This is a genomic window from Kitasatospora sp. NBC_01302 (assembly GCF_035976515.1).
GTDB lineage: Bacteria > Actinomycetota > Actinomycetes > Streptomycetales > Streptomycetaceae > Kitasatospora.
Window position 1 is genome coordinate 7,304,390 of record NZ_CP108404.1, and the last position, 13,149, is coordinate 7,317,538.

Genomic DNA, 13,149 nt, shown 5'->3' on the forward strand with positions numbered 1-13,149 from the left:
GGACGCACCGGCGTCTCCTCTCGCGACCCCCGCGAACACACATGCGCGTCAAGGAGTAGCCGGAGAAGAGATTAAAAAATGATCAGCTGACGTCGTGTCATCGTGCTTTGAATATGATTCCCCGCTTTCGGCCTAGCGTTCGGCGCCGTTCGGTGCAGTCGCGCCGCAACACGTCCGAGCAAGGCGGGGCGGCGCCGACGGCGACCGTACCGTCGCGTGCATGACCGACTTCGCACTCCAGCCGCGCCCCGCGCCGCCCGACCCCGAGGACGGGCGGCCGACCGGCGCCACCGCGGGGCCGGTCTCGGGCGACGCCCCGGGGTTGGTGACCCTCGCGCCCGGTGCGTGCCGCGGCCCGCAAGCCCGCCCGGCCCGCCGCCTGGCGCTGGACTGGGGGCCGCCGCTGCTGCTCTACGGTGTGGCCTGCGCGCTCCAGCTCGGCCTGCTCGCGCTGCTGCGCCAGCCCGGCTCGCCCGAGCTCGGCCGGGTGCTGCTGGGCTGGGACGCGCGGCTCTTCCTGGACGTGGCCCAGCACGGCTACCCCGCCCCCGGCGCGCCGCGTGATCTGAGCGGCGCCTGGCTCGGCAGCAATCTCGCCTTCTTCCCGGTCTTCCCGGCCGCGATCCGCCTGGTGCACCTGGCCACCGGCGCGAGCTTCGGGGACGCGGCGCTGGCGGTCTCCCGGGTGGCGGGGGCGGTCGCGGTGGTGCTGCTCTACCAGCTCTTCGGGCGGTTGTACGACCGTCGGACCGGGCTCTTCATGGTGCTGCTGACGGTCGCGCAGCCGATGGCCGTGGTGCTCGGCATGGGGTACAGCGAGGCCGTCTTCCTGGCCTGCGCGGTGGGCGCGCTGCTGGCCGCCCACCGCGAACGGTGGCCGGCGGCTGCGGCCTGGGGGGTGCTGGCCGGGCTGACCCGTCCCAGCGGGCTCGCGGTCGGCGCGGCGGTCGCCCTGGCGGCCTGGCTGACGATCCATCAGAGAAAGCCGTGGGTGCGGCCGTTGGTCTCCGCCCTGGTGGCCTGCTCGGCCACGCCGGGCTACCTGCTCTGGGTGGGGTTGCGGACCGGCCGGGCCGACGGGTGGTTCCGGATCCAGCAGGCGGGGTGGGGCACCGCGCTGGACTGGGGCGCGCACAGCTGGGACTACGTGACCGACCAGCTGACCGGCGGCACCGGCTGGGTGGACGTCAGCATCGCGCTGCTGGTGCTGGCGGCGCTCGGCGGCAGCCTGCTGGCGCTGCTCTGGCGGCCCTGGCCGCCGCTGGCGCTCTACGGGCTGCTGGTGACGGCCCTCGCGATCGGCCAGAGCGACTACTCCTCCTGCAAGCCGCGCCTGCTGGTGCCGGCGCTGCTCTTCCTGCTGCCCGGCGCCGTCGCGCTGGCCAGGGCCCGCGGGCGGGTGGCCTGGCCGGTCGCGGGGGCGGCGCTGCTGGCCGGGAGCTGGTACGGGGCGTACCTGCTGGGGGTCTGGCAGTCGGTGATCTAGTGCCGCGTCAGGCAGCCTTCGCCCCGTCGGGCAAAGGCTGCCTGACGCGGCACCAGGACGTCCTTGGGGCCTGCCCGGTTCACACCGCTGGGCGCCGCCTCCGCAGGGGAGGCGGCGCCCAGCGGTGGGTGGTTCAGCCGCCGAAGGCCGGTACCTGGTCGAGCGTCGCGAGGCGGGCGTTGGAGGTGCGGATGCTGCCGCAGAGCACCCGCGCGCCGCCGATCCGGTAGTCGTCCCCGGTGCCGGTCGCCTTCAGTACCGCGCCCTGGAGCGAGGTGTAGGACTTGTCGGTGAGGTCGTTCTTCTTCAGGTCGCGCACCACGATGAGCTTGCGCAGCAGCTCGCCGGCGCCCGGCTGGGTGTCCAGCGCCTTGCGCTGGTCGTCGGGGAGCTTGGCGAAGGCGGCGTCGTCGGGGGCGAAGACGGTGACGTTGTCCATCGAGTCGAAGACGTCCTTGGCCTTGGCCGTCTTGACCAGCTTGGCCAGCGTGGTCAGGTCCTTGGACTGCTCGATCGCCGACAGCACGGGGATGCCGCCCATCGAGTCCAGACTGCCCGGGCCGTCCGCGGGCAGTGCGGCGCAGCTCTGGCCGAAGGGCTTCTCCGGCGGCGGGGGGCCGCCGGCCGCGACGGGGCTCTCGTCGGCGCCGGCGCAACCGGCCAGGGAGAGCAGGGCAAGGGCGAGGCCCGCCAGCAGTGCGGGTCGGGTGGTGGGGCGGGGCATCGTGCAGGTCCTCCTCGGGCGGAAAATCCGGCGATAACATCTCGGATACGCCCGCATAGTGACACCTCGTCAGCCCGCCGACCGGGAGGCGGACGGCGGGCTGACGGCACCGTCACCCGAGCAGCGTCCCCATCCACTCCTCGATCCCGGCCACCGTGCGCGGCAGCGCACCGGACATCAGTCGCGCACCGTCCTCGGTGATCACCAGGTCGTCCTCGATCCGCACCCCGATCCCGCGCAGCTCGGGCGGCAGCGTCAGGTCGTCCGGCTGCAGGTAGAGCCCGGGCTCGACGGTCAGCACCTGACCGGCCTCCAGCACTCCGTCCAGGTAGGCCTCCGCCCGGGCCTTCGCGCAGTCGTGCACGTCCAGGCCCAGCATGTGCCCGCTGCCGCACAGGGTGTAGCGGCGGTACAGGCCGCTCTCCTCCCGCAGCGCCTGCTCGGCCGGGACCGGCAGCACGCCCCAGTCGGCCAGCCCCTCGGCGATCACCCGCATCGCCGCGCGGTGGAAGTCGCGGAAGGCGGCGCCGGGGCGCAGTGCGGCGATGCCCGCGTCCTGGGCGGCCAGCACGAGCTCGTAGACCTGCCGTTGGACGGGGGAGAAGGTGCCGCTCAGCGGCAGGGTACGGGTGATGTCGGCGGTGTAGCGGGTGTCGGTCTCCACCCCGGCGTCGAGCAGCAGCAGTTGGGCGGGGTCGAGCGCGCCGTCGTTGCGGATCCAGTGCAGCACACCGGCGTGGGCGCCCGAGGCCGCGATGGTCTCGTAGCCGGTGCCGGCGCCCTCGGCCCGGGCGCGCAGGTTGAACACGCCCTCGATCCAGCGCTCGCCGCGCGGGTGGCGCAGCGCGGTGGGCAGCGCGCGGACCACGTCCTCGAAGCCGGCGGTGGTGTGGTCGACGGCCAGTTGCAGTTGCTCGACCTCCCAGGCGTCCTTCACCAGCCGCAACTCGCTGAGGACGGTGGCGAGTCGGGCGTCGCCGCCGGAGTCGGACCGGTCGCCGAGCAGCGCGTCGAGCACCGGGTCCACCCCGCCCAGCAGCCGGGTCACGACCTGAGGCCCGGCCAGCAGCTTCTCCAGGCCGTCCAGGTGTTCCGCCCGCAGGCCGGTCAGCTGGGTGGTCTCGGCCAGGTCGGGGCGCCGGCCGACCCAGAACTCGCCGTAGCGGCGGTCGCGGTAGAACTCCTCGCTGACGCCGTCGCGCGGCGAGCGCGGTCGCAGGTGGAGCACCGCCTCGTGGCCCGCGTCGCCGTCCGGCTCCAGCACCAGGACGCTGCCGGCCTGTTCCTCGCCGGTCAGGCCGGTGAGCCAGCTGAAGGCGGTGTGCGGACGGAAGCGGTAGTCGCAGTCGTTGCTGCGCACCTTGAGCTGCCCGGCCGGCACCACCAGGCGCTCGCCCGGGAAACGCGCGGAGAGGCGGGCCCGGCGGGCGGGCATGACCTGGTGGCCGGGAACGCGCTCGGCGGCGGGCAGCGGGGTGGCGGCCCAGTCGGTGGCCATGAAGGCGGCGAGGGCGGGGGAGACGGGGAGGTCATGGCTCCCGGTGTTGGCGGACGGGAGGGGCTGGGTCACGGGAGGGCTCCAGAGGGTCCGGGCTCACACTGCTGAGCTGTGCTGATATCCGTGTGGTGCACAGGAGTTGACTGACCGTTTGGACACAGCTGGGTAACGGGTCAGACAGCCTCTTGCTTGTACAATTTCACATTACTATGTTACGGGTCACACCTCGGATGAGCCAGTCCCATGACAGCGGAGTGCACATGACCAGACGTATCCATGCCGCCCTCGCGGCAGCGCTCGCGGCGACCCTGACCCTCGGTCTCGGGGCGTGCACCAGCCACGAGAGCAGCGGTGGCGGCAGCACCGACGACGGCGCCGGCATCACCACCGCGGGCGACGGCATCGTCGGGGGCACCCCGGTCAAAGGCGGAACCCTGCACATCCTGTCCAACCAGGACTTCTCGCAGCTCGATCCGACCCGCAACTGGGTCGAGCCGGAGATGGACTTCGGCATCCGCACGCTCTACCGCACGCTGACCACCTTCAAGTCCGCGCCCGGCGCGCAGGGCCTGCAGATCGTGCCGGACCTGGCCACCGACCTGGGCGAGCCGAGCGACGGCGCGAAGACCTGGACCTTCCACCTCAAGGACGGCCTGAAGTACGAGGACGGATCGCCGATCGTCGCCGACGACATCAAGTACAACGTCGAGCGCTCGTTCTCCCCCGACCTGCCCGGCGGCCCGAACTACGCCAAGCAGTACCTGAACGCCCCGGCCGACTACGCCGGTCCGCTGCACGGCCAGCGACTGGGTCCGGAGGCGATCGAGGTCCCCGACGCGAAGACGATCATCTTCCATCTCAAGCGCCCGGTGGCCGAGTTCGGCTACACGGTCACGCTGCCGACCTTCGCGCCGGTGCCGATCGCCAAGGAGGCCGGCGCCAACTACAGCAACCACCCCTTCTCCTCAGGGCCGTACAAGATCCAGACGTACGACCGCGGCAAGCAGCTGGTGCTGGTCCGCAATCCCTACTGGGACCAGGCCACCGACCCGGTCCGCAAGGCCTATCCGGACAAGATCGTGGTGGACCAGACGCTCGGCTCGGCCGGCATCGCCGACCGTCTGATCGCCTCGCAGGGCGACGACCAGGACGCCATCGCGTACACCGACCTCACGCCGGCCAAGATCCCCGACGTGATCACCAATCCGGACGTCAAGTCCCGCCTGGTCAGCGAGAACGAGAACTGCACGACGATGCTGACGATGGACAACAGCAAGCCGCCGTTCGACAACAAGAACCTGCGGCTGGCGGTCGAGTACGCGATCGACAAGCAGGCGTTCCAGTCCTCGGTCGGCGGCCCGGCGCTCGCCGACATCGCGACCACCTACCTGCCGCCGGAGCTGACCGGCGGCAAGGCGGTCGACCACTTCGGCATCCCGGTCGGCGGCGACCTCGACAAGGCCAAGCAGTACCTGGCGCAGGCCGGGGTCAGTGGCCCGATCTCCACCGAGATCACCGTCTCCACCGGCCAGCGCCAGCAGGCGGAGGCGATCCAGGCCGCGCTGAAGAAGATCGACATCAACGTCACGATCGACGCGCTGGACGCCAGCGTGGTCAACTCGGTGGTCGGCGACAAGACCAAGCAGACCGGCCTCGCGATCACCGGCTGGTGCCCCGACTACCCCTCGGCCGCCACCTTCCTGCCGATGCTCTTCGACAGCCGGGTGATCGTCGACACCGGCAACCAGGGCAACATGTCCCGCTTCAAGGACCCGTCGGTGGACGCCGAGATGGACCGGATCGCCGGACTGAGCGACGTGAACGCCGCCAACGCGGCCTGGCTGGCGCTGGACGCCAAGCTCATGGACGAGGCGCCCACCGTGCCGCTCACCTGGCAGAAGAAGCCGCTGCTGGTCGGCACCAACATCGCCGGAGCCTTCGCGAGTCCGGTCTGGTCGGGGCAGATCGACTACGCCAACGTCGGCCTGAAGTCCGTCAAATGACGGTCGAATCGCCGCCCGCCACCGTCATGGTGACGGAGTATCAGGACACGGGATCGCCCTGGCGGTCGGCCTGGCGCCGGCTGCGCCGCCGGCCGGCGGCGATGGTGGGCCTGGGCATCATCGCCTTCTTCGTGCTGGCCGCGCTGCTCGCCCCGGTGCTCACCGCGATCTGCGGCCACGGCCCCGCCGACACCGACAAGTACGCCATCGACCCCTACCTCGGCGGGCTGCCGCGCGGCGCCCTGGGCGGGATCAGTCCGCAGCACTGGCTCGGCGTCGAGCCGATGCTGGGGCGCGACATCTTCGCCCGGCTGCTCTACGGCGCCCGGATCAGTCTGCTGGTCTCGTTCAGCGCCGCGCTGCTGATCACGCTGATCGGCGTGGCGCTCGGCGTCACCGCCGGCTACTTCGGCGGCCGCACCGACGCGGTGATCAGCCGGTTCATGGACGTCATGATGTCCTTCCCGAGCCTGATCTTCATGATCGCGCTGCTCTCGGTGGTGCAGAACGCCAACCGGGTGCTGCTGCTGGTCGCCGTGATGAGCCTGTTCACCTGGCCGTACATCGCCCGGGTGATCCGGGGGCAGACCATCTCGCTCAAGCGCCGCGAGTACATCGAGGCGGCCCGGGCCAGCGGCACGCCGAGCCTGCGGATCGTGCTCACCGAGATCCTGCCGAACCTGACCAGCACCGTGATCGTCTACGTCACGCTGGCCATCCCCGGCCTGATCGGCTCGGAGGCCGGCCTGACCTACCTCGGGGTCGGGGTCCGCCCGCCCACCCCGTCCTGGGGCCAGATGATCACCGATGCCCAGCTGTACTACAAGGTCGACCCGATGTTCTTCGTCCTGCCCTGCGCCTGCCTGTTCCTGGTGGTGCTGGCCTTCACCCTGCTCGGCGACGCGCTGCGCGACGCCCTCGATCCGAAGGGCGGCCGGGAATGACCGCCTTCCTGATCCGCCGGCTGCTCGGCATCGCCGGTACCCTGCTGGTGATCTGCGCGGTCACCTTCACCATCTTCTACCTGCTGCCGAGCGATCCGGCCGTGCAGTTCTGCGGCAAGGACTGCGCGCCCGACCAGATCGCGCTGGTCCGCAAGCAGATGGGCCTGGACGCGCCGCTGATCGTCCAGTTCGGCCGGTACGTGCTGGCGATCTTCGCCGGCCGCACGATGGGCACCGGGCAGTACGCGGTGCACTGCGGCTTCCCCTGCTTCGGCTACTCCTTCCAGAGCGGCCGGCCGGTCTGGGACCTGATGATGGACCGGCTCCCGACCAGCTTCTCGCTGGCCATCGGCGCGGCGGCCTGCTGGCTGCTGCTGGGGCTGGGCGCGGGCGTCGTCTCGGCGCTGCGCAAGAACACCTGGGTGGACCGCACGGTGATGGTCGCCACCATCGGCGCAGCCGCCGTGCCGGTGTACTTCACCGCGATGATCCTGCTCTACGTGGTGGTCACGGTGCTCGGCCTGATCCCGTACCCGCGCTACGTCGACTTCACGGACGACCCGGTCGGCTGGGCGCAGAACCTGCTGCTGCCGTGGATCACGCTGGCGCTCGCGACGGCCGCCATGTACGCCCGGATGACGCGCAGTTCGGTGATCGAGACGCTGGCCGAGCCGTACGTCCGCACCGCGCGGGCCAAGGGGCTGCGCGAGCGCAGAGTGGTCGGCAAGCACGGGCTGCGCCCGGCCCTGACGGCGGTGGCCACCATGCTCGGGATGGACCTGGGCAGCCTGCTGGCCGGCGCGATGATCACCGAGTCGCTCTTCGGACTGCCGGGCGTCGGCAAGCTGTTCGCCGACTCGCTCAACAAGTCCGACCAGCCGGTGGTGATGGGCATCACGCTGCTGGCCTCCTTCTTCATCGTCACCTCCAACCTGGTCGTGGACCTGCTCTACGCCTGGATCGACCCGAGAGCGAGACTTTCGTGACGCTGCTTCAGGTCCGCGACCTCGCGGTCGAGTTCACCACCGGCGAGGGGCCGGTGAAGGTGGTCAAGGGCGTCGACTTCGACGTCGAGCGCGGCCGCACGCTGGGGATCGTCGGGGAGTCCGGCTCCGGCAAGTCGGTCACCTCGCTGGCCGTGATGGGCCTGCACCCGGGGGCCAGGGTCACCGGCTCGGTCGACTTCGACGGCACCGAGCTGATCGGCGCGCCCGCCGAGACGGTCCGCCGGCTGCGCGGGCGGCGGATGGCGATGGTCTTCCAGGACGCCCTCACCGCGCTGCACCCGTACTTCACCATCGGCGACCAGATCGCCGAGGCGCACCGCGAGCACTTCGGCTCCAGCCGCCGGGCCGCCTGGGCGCGGGCGGTGGAGGTGCTCGGCGACGTCGGCATCCCCGAACCGGCCCGGCGCGCGGGGGAGTACCCGCACCAGTTCTCCGGCGGCATGCGCCAGCGCGCGATGATCGCGCTCGCGCTCTCCTGCGAGCCCGAGCTGATCATCGCGGACGAGCCGACCACGGCGCTGGACGTCACCGTGCAGGCCCAGGTGCTCGACCTGCTGATGCGGCTCAAGGAGGAACGGGGGCTGGGGATCATCATGATCACCCATGACCTGGGCGTGATCGCCCGGGTGGCCGACGAGGTGCTCGTGATGTACGGCGGCACGGCCGTCGAACAGGCGGACGCCGACGCGCTGTTCGGCGCGCCCCGGCACCCGTACACCCAGGGGCTGCTGGACTCGCTGCCGCGTCTGGACCCGGACCCGGGGCAGGGGCAGGAGCTGCGGGCGATCCCGGGCAGCCCGCCCTCGCTGCTGGCGCCGCCACCCGGCTGCGCCTTCCATCCGCGCTGCCCCGTCTACGCCGCCGCCCCGCAGCCGGCCTGCACCGGCACCCGGCCGCCGTTGCGGCAGCTGACGCCCGACGGGCACCGCAGTGCCTGCATCCACTCGGAGGTGACGGCATGACCGGTGCGCTGCTGACGGTGCGCGACCTCGGCAAGACCTTCCCCGGCGCCCGTGACGGGCTGCGGCGACGGCCCGGCGTCAAGGCGGTGGACGGGCTCAGCTTCGAGGTGCGGGCGGGCGAGACGCTCGGCCTGGTCGGCGAGTCCGGTTGCGGCAAGTCCACCACCGGGCGGCTGCTGGTGCGGCTGCTGGATCCCACCGCCGGCCGGGTCGACTTCCGCGGGCAGGACATCACCGGGCTGGGTCAGCGCGAACTGCGGCCGCTGCGCAGCGAGTTGCAGATCATCTTCCAGGACCCGTTCGCCTCGCTGAACCCGCGGCGGACGGTGGCCCAGATCATCTCGGCGCCGCTGCGCGCGCAGCGGGTGGCCGGGGAGCGGATCCGGCGCGAGGTGCGGGAGCTGGTCCAGTTGGTGGGCCTGGCGCCCGAGCACCTGGAGCGCTATCCGTACCAGTTCTCCGGCGGTCAGGCCCAGCGGATCGGCATCGCCCGGGCGCTGGCCACCCGGCCCGCGCTGGTGGTGGCCGACGAGCCGGTCTCGGCGCTGGACGTCTCCATCCAGGCGCAGATCGTCGGCCTGCTGGAGCGGCTGCAGCGCGAACTGGGCGTCGCCTACCTGTTCATCGCCCACGACCTGGCGGTGGTCCGGCACCTGAGCCACCGGGTGGCGGTGATGTACCTGGGCCGGATCGTGGAGATCGGCGAGAAGGAGCAGGTGTACGCGGCGCCCGCGCACCCGTACACCAAGGCGCTGCTCTCCGCGGTGCCGCTGCCCGATCCGGCGGCCGAGCGGGCCAGGGAGCGGATCGTGCTGCTCGGCGACCCGCCGAGCCCGGCCGACCCGCCCAGCGGCTGCACCTTCCACCCCAGGTGCGCCAAGGCGCAGCCGATCTGCCGCAGCCAGGCGCCGCAGCTGACGGACCACGGCCCGGGGCAGCGGCAGGTCGCCTGCCACTTCCCGGAAGCCTGACGCCGGAAGCCTGACGCCGGGAGCACGACGCCGGACATTTGACGCCCCCTTCGTACCCACAGGAAAGGCAGACCCACCGTGTCCCCTCTGAGCTGGGACGGCAGCGCGCCGCCCTCGGGCCGCAGCGAGTGCACCCGGGAGATCGCCACCGGGATCCCGGGCCTTGGCCTGCGGGCCACCGCGATCGGCGCGCACGCCCTGGACGTCAAGGTCACCGCCGGGGACCGGCGGCTGCTCGTCGAGGTCGTGCCGCTCGAACCGGAGAGCCCGGACGGGCCTCCGGTGCGACTGCGGGTGGAGTGGCGGCTGCCGTGCACCGGGGCCACCGCCCTGTGGACCCCGGCCACCGGCACCCGCTGGCTGCCGCCCGCCTGGCGCGCCCCGCGCACCGCCTCGCTGCCCGCGGGCGCGCCGGTGGGCTGCCTGGTGGGGGCCGGGGACGCGGCGCTGTGCACCTTCGCGGTGGGCGAGCTGGTCCGCCCGGTGAGCATCGGCGAGGGCGCGGTGGAGGAGAGCGGCGAGTTCGCCTGGTGGGTCGAGCACGAGGCGGGGGCGCCACTGCTCCTCCGCCTGGATCTGACGCACCGCCACTTCGCGCAGACCGTACAGGAGATGGCGCACTGGTGGGCCGGCCTGGTCGGGCCGGCGCAGGTGCCGGCGGCGGCCTTCGAGCCGGTCTTCTGCACCTGGTACGTCAGCCACCTGACGATCACCGCCGCGCAGGTCGAGCAGTTGGGTGCCCTCGCGGCCCAACTGGGCTTCACCGCCGTGCTGGTGGACGACGGCTGGCAGACCGAGGAGACCTCGCGGTCGTACGCCACCACCGGCGACTGGCAGCCGGCCGCCGGCCCGTTCCCGGACTTCGCCGAGCACGTCCGGCGGACCCGGGCGCTGGGGCTGCGCTACCTGCTCTGGGTCGCGCTGCCGTTCGCCGGCGACCGCAGTGCGGCGGGCGGCGGCCCGAGCGGGCGGCTCGCGCGGATACCGGAGTTGGAGACCTCCGTGCTGGACCCCGCGGACCCGCGGGTGCGCGCCGACCTGGTGGACCGGCTCGGCGAGCTCGTCGAGCGGCACGGGGTGGACGGCCTGAAGATCGACTTCATCGACACCTTCGCCCGGTACGCCACCGACCCGACCGCGGTGGCCGAGGGTGTGCACAGCCTGCTCGCCGAACTGGACGCCCGGCTGCGCGCGGCCCGCCCCGAGATGCTGGTCGAGCACCGCCAGCCCTATGCGGGACCGGGCCTGTGGCCGTACGCGACCATGGTGCGTGCCACCGACTGCCCGCACAGTGCCGCCGAGAACCGCCAGCGCACCACCGACCTGCGGCTCACCGCCGGTCCGCTCGCCGTCCACGCCGACCCGCTGACCTGGCACCCCGAGGAGGAGCCGGCCGGGATCGCGGTGCTGCTCCAGTCGGTGCTCTTCGCCACCGCGCAGGTCTCGGTCGACCTCGCCCGCCAGCGTCCCGACCAGCTGGCCGCGCTGCGCTTCTGGCTGGCCGTCATGCGCGAGCACGTCGACCTGCTGCAGCGCGGCGCCTTCCGCCCGCACCGCCCCGAACTCGGCTACCCGCTGCTGGAGGCCGAGCACGGCGCGGCCCGCGCCTTCGGGCGCTACGCGCCGCTGCCGCTGCGGGTGTCGGGCCGGTGGGACCTGCTGCTGGTGGCCAACGCCGACCCGGACACCCTGGTGCGGCTCGACTTCGACGCGCCGCCCGGACGCCTGGCCGTGCTGGTCCAGGACTGCCAGGGCGCCACCCGCGCCGCCGTCGAAGCCGAACCGGCGGACCGCGAGTTCGCCGTCCGGGTGCCGCGCGGGGGGCTGTTGACCCTGCGCCGGGCCCAGGAGGGCCGGGCGGCGTGACCCGGCATCCGACGGCAGCGCCCGAGCCGATCGCCGGCGCGGCCGAGCTCTTCACCCTGGACCCCGCGCTGGCCCACCTCAACCACGGCTCCTACGGCGCCGTCCCGATCGGGGTCCAGCGCGAGCAGGCCCGGCTGCGGGCCGAGCAGGAGGCCGACCCGGACGGCTTCCTGCGTGCGGCCCCCGAGCGGCTGGCCGAGGCCCGGGCCACCGTCGCCCGCTGGCTGGGCGCCGACGCGCAGGGCCTGGCACTGCTCAGCAACGTCACCGAGGCCGTCGCCGTGGTGCTGGACAGCATCCCGTTCCGGGCGGGCGAGGAGATCCTGGTGCTCGACCACGGCTACGGCGTGGTGAACCGAGCCGCCGAGCGCCGGGCCGCCGAGTGCGGCGCCCGGGTACGCACCGTGGAACTCCCGCTGGACGGGGCCGATCCGGCGCAGCTGGTGCTGGCCGCGGTCGGCCCGCACACCCGGCTGGCGGTGCTCGACCGGGTCACCTCGCCCACCGCCCGGGAGATCGCCACCGCACCGCTGCTGCGGGCGCTGGCCGAGCGCGGGGTGCTGACCGCGGTGGACGCGGCGCACGGTCCCGGCATGCTGGACGCCGACCTGGACGTCGGCCGGCCCGACTTCTGGTTCGGCAACCTGCACAAGTGGGCCTTCGCGCCCCGGCCCACCGCCGTGCTGGCGGTGCGCCCTGAGTGGCGCGAGCGGATCCGCCCGCTCACCTACTCCTGGGAGCACGGGCGCGGCTTCCCGTTGAACGTGGAGTGGCGCGGCACCGCCGACTACACCGGGTGGCTGGCCGCGCCCGGCGCGCTGGCCCTGCTGGACGGGCTGGGCCTGGCCCGGGTGCGGGAGCACAACGCCCGCCTGGCGGCCCACGGGCAGCGCGTGCTCGGCGAGGTCGCCGGGCTCGCGGCACTGCCGGCCTCGCCGGGGGTGGCGATGCGCGCGCTGCGGCTGCCGCCGCGGGTCGCCGAGACCGAGGAGCAGGCGCTCGCGCTGATGACGGCCGTCCACCGGCGGCTCGGCGCGCGGGTCGCGGTGCGGCCGTGGGCGGGCGGCGGGGTGCTGCGGATCAGCGCACAGGTCTACAACCGGGCCGAGGAGTACCACGCGCTGGCGGCCGGTCTGGCCGAACTGCTCAGGCGACCTCCAGAGACATTTCGATCAGCCTGAGCTGGTGCCGGGCCATGGCCAGGTTGGACTGGTTCCGGTTCAGCGCCAGGTAGAGGAAGAGGCCGCGTCCGCTGGGCGTGGTCAAGGGCCGGATCAGGTGGTACTGGTTGCTCAGCGTGATCAGGATGTCCTCGATCGCATTGTCGTGCAGTTTGAGCAACTCCATCGTGCGCATCTTGGCCCGTACCACGTCGGTGTTGCCGGCCGCCGCCACGTTCAGGTCCAGCTCGGGGTTGTCGCCCAGGGTGCCGAGCGCCATCCCGCTGCCGTAGTCGACCAGAGCCACACCGATCGCGCCCTCGATCCCGAACGCTTCCTTGAGTGCGGTGTCCAGATTCGCCATGTCTCTTCGCCTCTCGTCCGGTCTGGATTCTGGCGCCGACTCTAAGGAGGGCGACAACGCTGGGTTGACGAATGATCACACCTTGATCACACCTGATCGAAGACGCTCAGCGGGGATCGGTCGGGAGCGTGGGTGATCGGTACAGGTCGGGAAAACGGTGCGAT

Annotated in this window: 11 protein-coding genes; 8 read left to right on the forward strand and 3 right to left on the reverse strand. The window is 72.6% G+C overall.

Features of this window, described 5'->3' with window-relative positions; all coding sequences use genetic code 11:
* Nucleotides 1–220: 220 nt before the first annotated feature.
* Nucleotides 221–1,486, forward strand: a complete 1,266-nt coding sequence (locus OG294_RS32040) for a glycosyltransferase family 39 protein (protein WP_327070048.1) — start codon at nucleotides 221–223, stop codon at nucleotides 1,484–1,486.
* A 133-nt stretch (nucleotides 1,487–1,619) separates the two neighbouring features.
* Here the strand turns inward: OG294_RS32040 and OG294_RS32045 are convergent, their stop codons facing one another.
* Both OG294_RS32045 and OG294_RS32050 read right to left on the reverse strand, forming a co-directional pair.
* Entirely contained in the window at nucleotides 1,620–2,210 is a 591-nt protein-coding gene (locus tag OG294_RS32045) for a fasciclin domain-containing protein (RefSeq protein ID WP_327070049.1), read from the reverse strand.
* Nucleotides 2,211–2,322: 112 nt separating this feature from the next.
* Complete coding sequence (locus OG294_RS32050) at nucleotides 2,323–3,780, reverse strand: aminopeptidase P family protein (protein WP_327070050.1); 1,458 nt, start codon at nucleotides 3,778–3,780, stop codon at nucleotides 2,323–2,325.
* 188 nt (nucleotides 3,781–3,968) lie between these two features.
* On the opposite strand from OG294_RS32050, the gene OG294_RS32055 reads away from it, so the two are divergent.
* The 7 genes from OG294_RS32055 (at nucleotide 3,969) to OG294_RS32085 (ending at nucleotide 12,642) form a co-directional block, all read left to right on the forward strand.
* Complete coding sequence (locus OG294_RS32055; protein ID WP_327070051.1) at nucleotides 3,969–5,711, forward strand: ABC transporter substrate-binding protein; 1,743 nt, start codon at nucleotides 3,969–3,971, stop codon at nucleotides 5,709–5,711.
* On the forward strand, nucleotides 5,708–6,655 hold the full coding sequence (locus tag OG294_RS32060) for an ABC transporter permease (RefSeq protein ID WP_327070052.1): 948 nt from the start codon (nucleotides 5,708–5,710) through the stop codon (nucleotides 6,653–6,655). The genes OG294_RS32055 and OG294_RS32060 overlap by 4 nt, the downstream gene beginning before the upstream one ends.
* Nucleotides 6,652–7,641, forward strand: coding sequence for an ABC transporter permease (locus tag OG294_RS32065; protein ID WP_327070053.1), 990 nt, complete (start codon nucleotides 6,652–6,654; stop codon nucleotides 7,639–7,641). The genes OG294_RS32060 and OG294_RS32065 overlap by 4 nt, the downstream gene beginning before the upstream one ends.
* Nucleotides 7,638–8,624, forward strand: coding sequence for an ABC transporter ATP-binding protein (locus tag OG294_RS32070; protein WP_327070054.1), 987 nt, complete (start codon nucleotides 7,638–7,640; stop codon nucleotides 8,622–8,624). The genes OG294_RS32065 and OG294_RS32070 overlap by 4 nt, the downstream gene beginning before the upstream one ends.
* Nucleotides 8,621–9,595, forward strand: coding sequence for an ABC transporter ATP-binding protein (locus OG294_RS32075; protein ID WP_327070055.1), 975 nt, complete (start codon nucleotides 8,621–8,623; stop codon nucleotides 9,593–9,595). The genes OG294_RS32070 and OG294_RS32075 overlap by 4 nt, the downstream gene beginning before the upstream one ends.
* Nucleotides 9,596–9,673: 78 nt before the next feature.
* The gene (locus OG294_RS32080; protein WP_327070056.1) at nucleotides 9,674–11,461 is read left to right on the forward strand and encodes a glycoside hydrolase family 36 protein; all 1,788 of its coding nucleotides are present in this window, start codon (nucleotides 9,674–9,676) and stop codon (nucleotides 11,459–11,461) included.
* Entirely contained in the window at nucleotides 11,458–12,642 is a 1,185-nt protein-coding gene (locus tag OG294_RS32085) for an aminotransferase class V-fold PLP-dependent enzyme (protein WP_327070057.1), read from the forward strand. Before OG294_RS32080 ends, OG294_RS32085 begins: the two co-directional genes overlap by 4 nt.
* Here the strand turns inward: OG294_RS32085 and OG294_RS32090 are convergent.
* A complete protein-coding gene (locus OG294_RS32090) occupies nucleotides 12,608–12,985 on the reverse strand; it encodes a hypothetical protein (RefSeq protein WP_327070058.1) in 378 nt (125 codons plus the stop codon). The two genes, OG294_RS32085 and OG294_RS32090, sit on opposite strands and share 35 nt — an antisense overlap.
* Nucleotides 12,986–13,149 lie beyond the last annotated feature (164 nt).

What these genes read in the sequence shown, in the direction of transcription:
- OG294_RS32040 (WP_327070048.1), top strand. Translation starts at nt 221, where the DNA reads ATGACCGACTTCGCACTCCAGCCGCGCCCCGCGCCGCCCGACCCCGAG.
- OG294_RS32045 (WP_327070049.1), bottom strand. Translation starts at nt 2,210, where the DNA reads ATGCCCCGCCCCACCACCCGACCCGCACTGCTGGCGGGCCTCGCCCTT.
- OG294_RS32055 (WP_327070051.1), top strand. Translation starts at nt 3,969, where the DNA reads ATGACCAGACGTATCCATGCCGCCCTCGCGGCAGCGCTCGCGGCGACC.
- OG294_RS32060 (WP_327070052.1), top strand. Translation starts at nt 5,708, where the DNA reads ATGACGGTCGAATCGCCGCCCGCCACCGTCATGGTGACGGAGTATCAG.
- OG294_RS32065 (WP_327070053.1), top strand. Translation starts at nt 6,652, where the DNA reads ATGACCGCCTTCCTGATCCGCCGGCTGCTCGGCATCGCCGGTACCCTG.
- OG294_RS32075 (WP_327070055.1), top strand. Translation starts at nt 8,621, where the DNA reads ATGACCGGTGCGCTGCTGACGGTGCGCGACCTCGGCAAGACCTTCCCC.
- OG294_RS32090 (WP_327070058.1), bottom strand. Translation starts at nt 12,985, where the DNA reads ATGGCGAATCTGGACACCGCACTCAAGGAAGCGTTCGGGATCGAGGGC.